General features: G+C 50.0%; 21 protein-coding genes. 20 read left to right on the top strand and 1 reads right to left on the bottom strand.

The features are described from left to right. The 3 genes from F0319_RS18610 to bfr form a co-directional block, all read left to right on the top strand. Positions 1–123: EF-Tu C-terminal domain-related protein (locus F0319_RS18610; RefSeq protein WP_010791611.1), on the top strand; the 123-nt coding region annotated here is incomplete at its 5' end. A gap of 179 nt (positions 124–302) precedes the next feature. Continuing rightward, the gene (gene bfd, locus F0319_RS18605; RefSeq protein ID WP_008503493.1) at positions 303–497 is read left to right on the top strand and encodes a bacterioferritin-associated ferredoxin; all 195 of its coding nucleotides are present in this window, start codon (positions 303–305) and stop codon (positions 495–497) included. A gap of 72 nt (positions 498–569) precedes the next feature. Beyond that, positions 570–1,046 (top strand): bacterioferritin, encoded by a 477-nt coding sequence (bfr, locus tag F0319_RS18600; RefSeq protein ID WP_008503492.1) that lies wholly within the window; start codon positions 570–572, stop codon positions 1,044–1,046. On the opposite strand, the gene F0319_RS18595 is transcribed toward bfr, so the two are convergent. Next, complete coding sequence (locus tag F0319_RS18595) at positions 1,030–1,503, bottom strand: prepilin peptidase (RefSeq protein ID WP_149367527.1); 474 nt, start codon at positions 1,501–1,503, stop codon at positions 1,030–1,032. The genes bfr and F0319_RS18595 overlap by 17 nt on opposite strands. A gap of 380 nt (positions 1,504–1,883) precedes the next feature. Between F0319_RS18595 and rpsJ the strand changes: the two genes are divergently transcribed. The 17 genes from rpsJ (at position 1,884) to rplF (ending at position 9,546) form a co-directional block, all read left to right on the top strand. Further along, positions 1,884–2,195, top strand: coding sequence for a 30S ribosomal protein S10 (gene rpsJ / locus F0319_RS18590; RefSeq protein WP_001181005.1), 312 nt, complete (start codon positions 1,884–1,886; stop codon positions 2,193–2,195). A 32-nt stretch (positions 2,196–2,227) separates the two neighbouring features. After that, complete coding sequence (gene rplC / locus F0319_RS18585; RefSeq protein ID WP_003863274.1) at positions 2,228–2,857, top strand: 50S ribosomal protein L3; 630 nt, start codon at positions 2,228–2,230, stop codon at positions 2,855–2,857. Positions 2,858–2,867: 10 nt separating this feature from the next. Continuing rightward, complete coding sequence (rplD, locus tag F0319_RS18580; RefSeq protein ID WP_000424395.1) at positions 2,868–3,473, top strand: 50S ribosomal protein L4; 606 nt, start codon at positions 2,868–2,870, stop codon at positions 3,471–3,473. Beyond that, positions 3,470–3,772, top strand: coding sequence for a 50S ribosomal protein L23 (gene rplW / locus F0319_RS18575; protein ID WP_000617546.1), 303 nt, complete (start codon positions 3,470–3,472; stop codon positions 3,770–3,772). Before rplD ends, rplW begins: the two co-directional genes overlap by 4 nt. A gap of 17 nt (positions 3,773–3,789) precedes the next feature. Then, positions 3,790–4,611 (top strand): 50S ribosomal protein L2, encoded by an 822-nt coding sequence (rplB, locus tag F0319_RS18570; protein WP_008457150.1) that lies wholly within the window; start codon positions 3,790–3,792, stop codon positions 4,609–4,611. A gap of 16 nt (positions 4,612–4,627) precedes the next feature. Beyond that, the gene (gene rpsS / locus F0319_RS18565; protein WP_001138117.1) at positions 4,628–4,906 is read left to right on the top strand and encodes a 30S ribosomal protein S19; all 279 of its coding nucleotides are present in this window, start codon (positions 4,628–4,630) and stop codon (positions 4,904–4,906) included. 14 nt (positions 4,907–4,920) lie between these two features. Beyond that, a complete protein-coding gene (gene rplV, locus F0319_RS18560) occupies positions 4,921–5,253 on the top strand; it encodes a 50S ribosomal protein L22 (RefSeq protein ID WP_002919773.1) in 333 nt (110 codons plus the stop codon). A gap of 17 nt (positions 5,254–5,270) precedes the next feature. Next, positions 5,271–5,972: a 30S ribosomal protein S3 gene (rpsC, locus tag F0319_RS18555; RefSeq protein ID WP_000529945.1), complete on the top strand. Its 702-nt coding sequence runs from the start codon at positions 5,271–5,273 to the stop codon at positions 5,970–5,972. Between the two features lie 12 nt (positions 5,973–5,984). Further along, a complete protein-coding gene (rplP, locus tag F0319_RS18550; protein ID WP_002919759.1) occupies positions 5,985–6,395 on the top strand; it encodes a 50S ribosomal protein L16 in 411 nt (136 codons plus the stop codon). Next, complete coding sequence (rpmC, locus tag F0319_RS18545) at positions 6,395–6,586, top strand: 50S ribosomal protein L29 (protein WP_003863282.1); 192 nt, start codon at positions 6,395–6,397, stop codon at positions 6,584–6,586. Before rplP ends, rpmC begins: the two co-directional genes overlap by 1 nt. Beyond that, positions 6,586–6,840 carry a 30S ribosomal protein S17 gene (gene rpsQ / locus F0319_RS18540; protein WP_008503489.1) on the top strand — a complete coding sequence of 85 codons (255 nt, stop codon included), beginning with the start codon at positions 6,586–6,588 and terminating at the stop codon, positions 6,838–6,840. Before rpmC ends, rpsQ begins: the two co-directional genes overlap by 1 nt. Before the next feature lie 166 nt (positions 6,841–7,006). Further along, positions 7,007–7,378, top strand: a complete 372-nt coding sequence (rplN, locus tag F0319_RS18535) for a 50S ribosomal protein L14 (RefSeq protein ID WP_002919748.1) — start codon at positions 7,007–7,009, stop codon at positions 7,376–7,378. Between the two features lie 10 nt (positions 7,379–7,388). Then, positions 7,389–7,703: a 50S ribosomal protein L24 gene (gene rplX, locus F0319_RS18530; RefSeq protein WP_003863287.1), complete on the top strand. Its 315-nt coding sequence runs from the start codon at positions 7,389–7,391 to the stop codon at positions 7,701–7,703. A 14-nt stretch (positions 7,704–7,717) separates the two neighbouring features. After that, positions 7,718–8,257, top strand: coding sequence for a 50S ribosomal protein L5 (rplE, locus tag F0319_RS18525; protein ID WP_001096202.1), 540 nt, complete (start codon positions 7,718–7,720; stop codon positions 8,255–8,257). A 14-nt stretch (positions 8,258–8,271) separates the two neighbouring features. Then, the gene (gene rpsN / locus F0319_RS18520) at positions 8,272–8,577 is read left to right on the top strand and encodes a 30S ribosomal protein S14 (protein ID WP_003863291.1); all 306 of its coding nucleotides are present in this window, start codon (positions 8,272–8,274) and stop codon (positions 8,575–8,577) included. 30 nt (positions 8,578–8,607) lie between these two features. Then, positions 8,608–9,000: a 30S ribosomal protein S8 gene (gene rpsH, locus F0319_RS18515; RefSeq protein ID WP_006178918.1), complete on the top strand. Its 393-nt coding sequence runs from the start codon at positions 8,608–8,610 to the stop codon at positions 8,998–9,000. Positions 9,001–9,012: 12 nt separating this feature from the next. Next, positions 9,013–9,546 carry a 50S ribosomal protein L6 gene (rplF, locus tag F0319_RS18510; RefSeq protein WP_003863296.1) on the top strand — a complete coding sequence of 178 codons (534 nt, stop codon included), beginning with the start codon at positions 9,013–9,015 and terminating at the stop codon, positions 9,544–9,546. Positions 9,547–9,549: the final 3 nt, after the last annotated feature.

Below are 9,549 nucleotides of genomic sequence, written 5' to 3'. Positions count from 1 at the left end.
GACAACATCAAGATGGTTGTGACTCTGATCCACCCAATCGCGATGGACGACGGTCTGCGTTTCGCAATCCGTGAAGGCGGCCGTACCGTTGGCGCGGGCGTTGTTGCTAAAGTTCTGGGCTAATTAATTATCCCCGAATAAAAAAGGACGCTTCGGCGTCCTTTTTTGTTTTCTGCCGCTCAGGTATTTGTCACAAAATTTCGCATTTTTTGCCTGCTCCCGCCCCGCATTCTGGCGTTTGTGCTATTGTAATCATAACCATTCTCACTTACACTTTGCGCATAATTTGAACGGGAGTTTATATGTACGTTTGTTTATGTAATGGTGTAAGCGACAAAAAAATACGTCAGGCCGTTCGCCAGTTCCAGCCCCAGTCATTCCAGCAGCTTCGCAAATTTGTTCCGGTGGGAAATCAATGCGGTAAATGTGTACGTGCTGCGCGAGAGATCATGCAGGACGAACTGATGCAGATCCCGGAATACAAAGAGATCGCGTAAGCGCCCATCTTTTTTTTGACATCCCTGTAGCCCGATCTACGCTTCAATGAGTGGAAGCGGAGGGACTATATAATGAAAGGTGATGTTAAAATCATAAGTTATCTCAATAAATTATTGGGAAATGAGCTTGTCGCAATCAACCAGTACTTTCTTCACGCGAGAATGTTCAAAAACTGGGGACTCAAACGTTTAAACGACGTTGAGTACCATGAATCTATAGATGAGATGAAACACGCTGATAAATATATCGAGCGTATTTTATTCCTTGAAGGCATTCCAAATCTGCAGGATCTCGGCAAGCTGGGCATCGGAGAGGATGTCGAAGAGATGCTGCGTTCCGACCTCAGGCTGGAGCTTGAAGGCGCCAAAGATCTCCGTGAAGCCATTGCCTATGCTGACAGCGTACATGACTACGTCAGTCGCGATATGATGATCCAGATCCTGGCCGATGAAGAAGGGCATATTGACTGGCTGGAAACGGAGCTGGATCTCATTGCTAAAATTGGCCTGCAAAACTATCTTCAGTCACAGATTAAAGTGGAAGAATAAGCAACGTCTTCCAGCCAACGCATAAACCCGCTGCTGCCAGAAATGGCCCAAAAGGCAGCGGGTTTTTTATTGCCTTCTTATCAGGGCGGATTAACGAAAAAACAAGAATGCAAAGAAGCGCCATCAGCGCCGCGAGTAGCGCCAGCGTAGGCAGTACGCACCAGCCGTGCCATGCGCCAAGCGCCGCCAGGTATTTCACATCGCCATATCCCATACCTTCACGTCGGCGGATAAACCAGTAGCCCCAGTAAATAACGGCAAAACCGATATATCCAGCCATCGCACCCACCACCGCGCTCTGCAGAAAATCAGGATGGATACAGAGCTGAAAGAGCAATCCAGACCATAACAGCGGGCAGAGAAATTTATCGGGAAGCAGACCGTAGCGAATATCGGCATGTACCAGTAAGGCAGTCAGCGAAAGATAGATCAGCAGAAAGGGGAGGGTGGTTAGCATGAAAAAGGCCTCAAGCGGGTTTGAGGGCATACTCGTTATAATCGGCCTTGCCGGCAATGCACAAAAAACGGAGATGCGTAGCGGCTCGAAACAAAGCATCGACGCAGATTACATTGCATAAAATGTTGCGCGCTCTTACGAATACTGCGCCTCTGGCGCTTAATTTCTAAACGGCACTTGCGTCTTGCCCAGATTTACGTATAATGCGCGGGCTTGTCGTAATTGACGGCGGGTTCAATCAGAACCAGAGTAGCTCATTTTGTTACTCAACAATGCTCCCAATTGGGGAGCTACGTAAGAACGGTTACACTCTCCCATCAATCGTAATGGGTTTGAGGAGTAATCATTTTCGTTTATAAAATAATTGGAGCTCTGGTCTCATGCAGAACCAAAGAATCCGTATCCGCCTTAAAGCGTTTGATCATCGTCTGATCGATCAATCAACCGCGGAAATCGTCGAGACTGCTAAGCGCACTGGTGCGCAAGTCCGTGGTCCGATCCCGCTGCCGACCCGCAAAGAGCGCTTCACCGTTCTGATCTCCCCGCACGTCAACAAAGACGCGCGCGATCAGTACGAAATCCGCACTCACAAGCGTCTGGTTGACATCGTTGAGCCAACTGAGAAAACCGTTGATGCTCTGATGCGTCTGGATCTGGCTGCCGGTGTAGACGTGCAGATCAGCCTGGGTTAATCAGGTCATCGAGCGATTGAGAGGTTGAAACAATGATTGGTTTAGTCGGTAAAAAAGTGGGTATGACCCGCATCTTCACTGAAGATGGCGTTTCTATCCCAGTAACCGTAATCGAAGTTGAAGCAAACCGCGTTACTCAGGTTAAAGATCTGGCTAACGATGGCTACCGCGCTATTCAGGTTACCACTGGTGCTAAAAAAGCTAACCGTGTAACCAAACCAGAAGCGGGTCACTTCGCTAAAGCTGGCGTAGAAGCTGGCCGTGGTCTGTGGGAATTCCGTCTTGCTGAAGGCGAAGAGTTCACCGTAGGTCAGGACATTAGCGTTGAGCTGTTTGCTGACGTTAAAAAAGTTGACGTAACCGGTACCTCTAAAGGTAAAGGTTTTGCTGGTACCGTTAAGCGCTGGAACTTCCGTACCCAGGACGCTACTCACGGTAACTCCTTGTCTCACCGCGTTCCGGGTTCTATCGGTCAGAACCAGACTCCGGGCAAAGTGTTCAAAGGCAAGAAAATGGCAGGTCAGCTGGGTAACGAACGTGTAACCGTTCAGAGCCTGGACGTAGTACGTGTTGACGCTGAGCGCAACCTGCTGCTGGTTAAAGGTGCAGTTCCGGGTGCAACCGGTAGCGACCTGATCGTTAAACCAGCTGTGAAGGCGTAAGGGGATAGCAATGGAATTAGTATTGAAAGACGCGCAGAGCGCGCTGACTGTTTCCGAAACTACCTTCGGTCGTGATTTCAACGAAGCGCTGGTTCACCAGGTTGTTGTTGCTTATGCAGCTGGTGCTCGTCAGGGTACTCGTGCTCAGAAGACTCGTGCTGAAGTAACTGGTTCTGGCAAAAAGCCATGGCGCCAGAAAGGTACCGGCCGTGCGCGTTCAGGTTCTATCAAGAGCCCGATCTGGCGTTCAGGTGGCGTGACCTTCGCTGCGCGTCCACAGGACCACAGTCAAAAAGTTAACAAAAAGATGTACCGCGGCGCGCTGAAAAGCATCCTGTCCGAACTGGTACGTCAGGATCGTCTGATCGTTGTCGAGAAGTTCTCTGTTGAAGCGCCTAAAACTAAGCTGCTGGCACAGAAACTGAAAGACATGGCTCTGGAAGATGTGCTGATCATCACCGGTGAGCTGGACGAGAACCTGTTCCTGGCCGCACGTAACCTGCACAAGGTTGACGTACGCGATGCGACTGGTATCGACCCGGTTAGCCTGATCGCCTTCGACAAAGTCGTAATGACTGCTGATGCTGTTAAGCAAGTTGAGGAGATGCTGGCATGATTCGTGAAGAACGTCTGCTGAAGGTGCTTCGCGCACCGCACGTTTCTGAAAAAGCGTCTACTGCGATGGAAAAAACAAACACCATCGTTCTCAAAGTTGCTAAAGACGCGACCAAAGCAGAGATCAAAGCTGCTGTGCAGAAACTGTTTGAAGTCGAAGTCGAAGTCGTTAACACCCTGGTAGTTAAAGGGAAAGTTAAACGTCACGGACAGCGTATCGGTCGTCGTAGCGACTGGAAAAAAGCTTACGTCACCCTGAAAGAAGGCCAGAATCTGGACTTCGTTGGCGGCGCTGAGTAAGTCGGAGGAGTAATACAATGGCAGTTGTTAAATGTAAACCGACATCTCCGGGTCGTCGCCACGTAGTTAAAGTGGTTAACCCTGAGCTGCACAAGGGCAAACCTTTTGCTCCGTTGCTGGAAAAAAACAGCAAATCCGGTGGTCGTAACAACAATGGCCGTATCACCACTCGTCACATCGGTGGTGGCCACAAGCAGGCTTATCGTATTGTTGACTTCAAACGCAACAAAGACGGTATCCCAGCAGTTGTTGAACGTCTTGAGTACGATCCGAACCGTTCCGCGAACATCGCGCTGGTTCTGTACAAAGACGGCGAACGCCGTTACATCCTGGCCCCTAAAGGCCTGAAAGCTGGCGACCAGATTCAGTCTGGCGTTGATGCTGCAATCAAAGCAGGCAACACCCTGCCGATGCGCAATATCCCGGTTGGTTCTACCGTTCATAACGTAGAAATGAAACCAGGTAAAGGCGGTCAGCTGGCACGTTCCGCTGGTACTTACGTTCAGATCGTTGCTCGTGATGGTGCTTATGTCACCCTGCGTCTGCGTTCTGGTGAAATGCGTAAAGTCGAAGCAGACTGCCGCGCTACTCTGGGCGAAGTTGGCAATGCTGAGCATATGCTGCGCGTTCTGGGTAAAGCAGGTGCTGCACGCTGGCGTGGTGTTCGTCCTACCGTTCGCGGTACTGCGATGAACCCAGTCGATCACCCACATGGTGGTGGTGAAGGTCGTAACTTTGGTAAGCACCCGGTATCTCCGTGGGGCGTTCAGACCAAAGGTAAGAAGACCCGCAGCAACAAGCGTACTGATAAATTTATCGTACGTCGCCGTAGCAAATAATTTTAGAGGATAAGCCATGCCACGTTCTCTCAAGAAAGGTCCTTTTATTGACCTGCACTTGCTGAAGAAGGTAGAGAAAGCGGTGGAAAGCGGAGACAAGAAGCCCCTGCGCACTTGGTCCCGTCGTTCAACGATCTTTCCTAACATGATCGGTTTGACCATCGCTGTCCATAATGGTCGTCAGCACGTTCCAGTCTTTGTTACCGACGAAATGGTTGGTCACAAACTGGGTGAATTCGCACCGACTCGTACTTATCGCGGCCACGCTGCTGATAAAAAAGCGAAGAAGAAATAAGGTAGGAGGAAGAGATGGAAACTTTAGCTCAACATCGCCATGCTCGTTCTTCTGCTCAGAAGGTTCGCCTTGTTGCTGACCTGATTCGCGGTAAGAAAGTGTCGCAGGCCCTGGACATCCTGACCTATACCAACAAGAAAGCTGCGGTATTGGTCAAGAAAGTACTGGAATCTGCCATTGCTAACGCTGAACACAACGATGGCGCTGACATCGACGATCTGAAAGTTGCGAAAATTTTCGTAGATGAAGGCCCAAGCATGAAGCGCATTATGCCGCGTGCGAAAGGTCGTGCAGATCGCATCCTGAAGCGCACCAGCCACATTACTGTGGTTGTGTCCGATCGCTGAGACTCTGGAGACTAGCAATGGGTCAGAAAGTACATCCTAATGGTATTCGCCTGGGTATTGTAAAACCATGGAACTCTACCTGGTTTGCGAACACCAAAGAATTCGCTGACAACCTGGACAGCGATTTTAAAGTACGTCAGTACCTGACTAAGGAACTGGCTAAAGCGTCTGTATCTCGTATCGTTATCGAGCGTCCAGCGAAGAGCATCCGTGTGACTATTCACACTGCTCGTCCTGGCATCGTTATCGGTAAGAAAGGCGAAGACGTAGAAAAACTGCGCAAGGTCGTAGCGGATATCGCTGGCGTTCCTGCACAGATCAATATCGCTGAAGTTCGTAAGCCTGAACTGGACGCTAAATTGGTTGCTGACAGCATCACTTCGCAGCTGGAACGTCGTGTTATGTTCCGTCGTGCTATGAAGCGTGCTGTACAGAACGCAATGCGTCTGGGCGCTAAAGGTATCAAAGTTGAAGTTAGCGGCCGTCTGGGCGGCGCGGAAATCGCACGTACCGAATGGTACCGTGAAGGTCGCGTACCGCTGCACACTCTGCGTGCTGACATCGACTACAACACCTCTGAAGCGCACACCACTTACGGTGTAATCGGCGTTAAGGTATGGATCTTCAAAGGTGAGATCCTGGGTGGTATGGCTGCTGTTGAACAACCGGAAAAACCGGCTGCTCAACCTAAAAAGCAGCAGCGTAAAGGCCGTAAATAAGGAGCGTCGCTGATGTTACAACCAAAGCGTACAAAATTCCGTAAAGTGCACAAAGGCCGCAACCGTGGTCTGGCGCAGGGTACGGATGTTAGCTTCGGCACTTTCGGTCTGAAAGCTGTTGGCCGTGGTCGTCTGACTGCACGTCAGATCGAAGCAGCACGTCGTGCAATGACCCGTGCAGTTAAGCGTCAAGGTAAGATCTGGATCCGTGTATTCCCGGACAAACCGATCACCGAGAAGCCGCTGGAAGTTCGTATGGGTAAAGGTAAAGGTAACGTGGAGTACTGGGTTGCCTTGATCCAACCGGGCAAAGTCCTTTATGAAATGGACGGTGTTCCGGAAGAGCTGGCCCGTGAAGCCTTCGGCCTGGCAGCAGCGAAACTGCCTATCAAAACCACCTTTGTAACTAAGACGGTGATGTAATGAAAGCAAAAGAGCTGCGTGAAAAAAGCGTTGAAGAGCTGAACGCTGAGCTGCTGAACCTGCTGCGTGAGCAGTTCAACCTGCGTATGCAGGCTGCAAGTGGCCAGCTGCAACAGACTCACCTGCTGAAGCAAGTGCGTCGCAATGTTGCACGCGTTAAGACTTTACTGACTCAGAAGGCGGGTGCGTAATGACCGATAAAATCCGTACTCTGCAAGGTCGTGTTGTTAGCGACAAAATGGAGAAATCCATTGTTGTAGCTATCGAACGTATTGTGAAACACCCGATCTACGGTAAATTCATCAAGCGTACGACCAAACTGCACGTACATGACGAGAACAACGAATGTGGTATCGGCGACAAGGTTGAAATCCGTGAATGCCGTCCACTGTCCAAGACTAAGTCCTGGACGCTGGTTCGCGTTGTAGAGAAAGCGGTTCTGTAATACAGTACGCCTTCTCAATACGAATAAACGGCTCAGCGATGAGCCGTTTATTTTTTCTACCCATATTGCAGAAGCGGTGTTATAATGCCGCGCCCTCGATATGGGGCTTTTTAACGGCTCTGATTTTAGAGTCTCAGGTAGTAGTTGACATTAGCGGAGCACTAAAATGATCCAAGAACAGACTATGCTGAACGTCGCCGACAACTCCGGTGCACGTCGCGTAATGTGTATCAAGGTTCTGGGTGGCTCGCACCGTCGCTACGCAGGCGTAGGCGACATCATCAAGATCACCATCAAGGAAGCAATTCCACGTGGTAAGGTCAAAAAAGGTGATGTGCTGAAGGCGGTAGTGGTGCGCACCAAGAAGGGTGTTCGTCGCCCTGACGGTTCTGTCATTCGCTTCGATGGTAATGCATGCGTTATTTTAAACAATAACAGCGAGCAGCCTATCGGCACGCGTATCTTTGGGCCGGTAACTCGTGAACTTCGTACTGAGAAGTTCATGAAAATTATCTCTCTGGCACCAGAAGTACTCTAAGGAGCGAATCATGGCAGCGAAAATCCGTCGTGATGACGAAGTTATCGTGTTAACCGGTAAAGATAAAGGTAAACGCGGTAAAGTAAAAAATGTTCTGTCTTCCGGCAAACTTGTCGTTGAAGGTATCAACCTGGTCAAGAAACATCAGAAGCCGGTTCCGGCCCTGAACCAACCAGGTGGCATCGTTGAAAAAGAAGCTGCTATTCAGGTTTCTAACGTTGCAATCTTCAATGCGGCTACCGGCAAGGCTGACCGTGTAGGCTTTAGATTCGAAGACGGCAAAAAAGTCCGTTTCTTCAAGTCTAACAGCGAAACTATCAAGTAATTTGGAGTAGTACGATGGCGAAACTGCATGATTACTACAAAGACGAAGTAGTTAAAAAACTCATGACCGAGTTTAACTACAATTCTGTCATGCAAGTCCCTCGGGTCGAGAAGATCACCCTGAACATGGGTGTTGGTGAAGCGATCGCTGACAAGAAACTGCTGGATAACGCAGCAGCTGACCTGACAGCAATCTCCGGTCAAAAACCGCTGATCACCAAAGCACGCAAATCTGTTGCAGGCTTCAAAATCCGTCAGGGCTATCCGATCGGCTGTAAAGTAACTCTGCGTGGCGAACGCATGTGGGAGTTCTTTGAGCGCCTGATCACTATTGCTGTTCCACGTATCCGTGACTTCCGTGGCTTGTCCGCTAAGTCTTTCGACGGTCGTGGTAACTACAGCATGGGTGTCCGTGAGCAGATCATCTTCCCAGAAATCGACTACGATAAAGTCGACCGCGTGCGTGGTTTGGATATTACCATTACCACTACTGCGAAATCTGACGAAGAAGGCCGTGCTCTGCTGGCTGCCTTTGACTTCCCGTTCCGCAAGTAAGGTAGGGTTACTGAATGGCTAAGCAATCAATGAAAGCACGCGAAGTAAAGCGCGTAGCTTTAGCTGATAAATTCTTCGCTAAACGCGCTGAACTGAAAGCGATCATTTCTGATGTGAACGCTTCCGACGAAGATCGTTGGAATGCGGTTCTCAAGCTGCAGTCTCTGCCGCGTGATTCCAGCCCGTCTCGTCAGCGTAACCGCTGTCGTCAAACAGGTCGTCCACATGGTTATGTGGGCAAGTTTGGGTTGAGCCGTATCAAACTGCGTGAAGCCGCCATGCGCGGTGAAGTGCCAGGCTTGAAAAAGGCTAGCTGGTAATTACCAATTGAATCACGGGAGTAAAGACAGATGAGCATGCAAGATCCGATCGCGGATATGCTGACCCGTATCCGTAACGGTCAGGCCGCGAACAAAGTTGCGGTCACCATGCCTTCCGCCAAGCTGAAAGTGGCAATTGCCAACGTGCTGAAGGAAGAAGGTTTTATCGAAGATTTTAAAGTTGAAGGCGACACCAAGCCGGAACTGGAACTTACTCTCAAGTATTTCCAGGGTAAAGCTGTTGTAGAAAGCATTCAGCGTGTCAGCCGCCCAGGCCTGCGCATCTATAAGAAAAAAGATGAGCTGCCAAAAGTTATGGCTGGTCTTGGTATCGCAGTTGTTTCTACCTCTAAAGGTGTTATGACTGATCGTGCAGCGCGCCAGGCTGGTCTTGGTGGCGAAATTATCTGCTACGTAGCCTAATCGGAGGAAAGAATGTCTCGTGTTGCTAAAGCACCGGTCGTTATTCCTGCCGGCGTTGATGTAAAAATCGACGGTCAGGTTATTACGATCAAAGGTAAAAACGGCGAGCTGACTCGTACCCTCAACAAAGCTGTTGAAGTTAAACATGCAGATAACGCTCTGACCTTCGGTCCACGTGATGGTTTCGTGGATGGATGGGCTCAGGCTGGTACCGCGCGTGCCCTGCTGAACTCAATGGTTGTTGGTGTTACCGAAGGCTTCACTAAAAAGCTTCAGCTGGTTGGTGTAGGTTATCGTGCAGCTATCAAAGGGAATGCAGTAGGCCTGTCTCTGGGCTTCTCACACCCTGTTGAGCATCCGCTGCCGGCCGGTATCACTGCAGAATGCCCGACTCAGACTGAAATCGTGCTGAAAGGCGCTGATAAACAGCTGATCGGTCAGGTTGCAGCAGATCTGCGCGCCTACCGTCGTCCTGAGCCTTACAAAGGCAAGGGTGTTCGTTACGCCGACGAAGTCGTGCGTACCAAAGAGGCTAAGAAGAAGTAAGGT

This window comes from Enterobacter vonholyi, assembly GCF_008364555.1.
GTDB lineage: Bacteria > Pseudomonadota > Gammaproteobacteria > Enterobacterales > Enterobacteriaceae > Enterobacter > Enterobacter vonholyi.
This window is presented reverse-complemented; position numbering and strand designations above follow the sequence as displayed.

Bases quoted from the DNA above. Each gene is read 5' to 3' on its own strand.
- rplP (WP_002919759.1), top strand. From the start codon at position 5,985: ATGTTACAACCAAAGCGTACAAAATTCCGTAAAGTGCACAAAGGCCGC.
- rplF (WP_003863296.1), top strand. From the start codon at position 9,013: ATGTCTCGTGTTGCTAAAGCACCGGTCGTTATTCCTGCCGGCGTTGAT.
- rpsN (WP_003863291.1), top strand. From the start codon at position 8,272: ATGGCTAAGCAATCAATGAAAGCACGCGAAGTAAAGCGCGTAGCTTTA.
- rplW (WP_000617546.1), top strand. From the start codon at position 3,470: ATGATTCGTGAAGAACGTCTGCTGAAGGTGCTTCGCGCACCGCACGTT.
- rpsJ (WP_001181005.1), top strand. From the start codon at position 1,884: ATGCAGAACCAAAGAATCCGTATCCGCCTTAAAGCGTTTGATCATCGT.
- rplC (WP_003863274.1), top strand. From the start codon at position 2,228: ATGATTGGTTTAGTCGGTAAAAAAGTGGGTATGACCCGCATCTTCACT.
- rpmC (WP_003863282.1), top strand. From the start codon at position 6,395: ATGAAAGCAAAAGAGCTGCGTGAAAAAAGCGTTGAAGAGCTGAACGCT.
- bfr (WP_008503492.1), top strand. From the start codon at position 570: ATGAAAGGTGATGTTAAAATCATAAGTTATCTCAATAAATTATTGGGA.
- bfd (WP_008503493.1), top strand. From the start codon at position 303: ATGTACGTTTGTTTATGTAATGGTGTAAGCGACAAAAAAATACGTCAG.
- F0319_RS18595 (WP_149367527.1), bottom strand. From the start codon at position 1,503: ATGCTAACCACCCTCCCCTTTCTGCTGATCTATCTTTCGCTGACTGCC.
- rpsC (WP_000529945.1), top strand. From the start codon at position 5,271: ATGGGTCAGAAAGTACATCCTAATGGTATTCGCCTGGGTATTGTAAAA.
- rplX (WP_003863287.1), top strand. From the start codon at position 7,389: ATGGCAGCGAAAATCCGTCGTGATGACGAAGTTATCGTGTTAACCGGT.
- rpsH (WP_006178918.1), top strand. From the start codon at position 8,608: ATGAGCATGCAAGATCCGATCGCGGATATGCTGACCCGTATCCGTAAC.
- rplB (WP_008457150.1), top strand. From the start codon at position 3,790: ATGGCAGTTGTTAAATGTAAACCGACATCTCCGGGTCGTCGCCACGTA.
- rplE (WP_001096202.1), top strand. From the start codon at position 7,718: ATGGCGAAACTGCATGATTACTACAAAGACGAAGTAGTTAAAAAACTC.
- rplD (WP_000424395.1), top strand. From the start codon at position 2,868: ATGGAATTAGTATTGAAAGACGCGCAGAGCGCGCTGACTGTTTCCGAA.
- rplV (WP_002919773.1), top strand. From the start codon at position 4,921: ATGGAAACTTTAGCTCAACATCGCCATGCTCGTTCTTCTGCTCAGAAG.
- rpsS (WP_001138117.1), top strand. From the start codon at position 4,628: ATGCCACGTTCTCTCAAGAAAGGTCCTTTTATTGACCTGCACTTGCTG.
- rpsQ (WP_008503489.1), top strand. From the start codon at position 6,586: ATGACCGATAAAATCCGTACTCTGCAAGGTCGTGTTGTTAGCGACAAA.
- rplN (WP_002919748.1), top strand. From the start codon at position 7,007: ATGATCCAAGAACAGACTATGCTGAACGTCGCCGACAACTCCGGTGCA.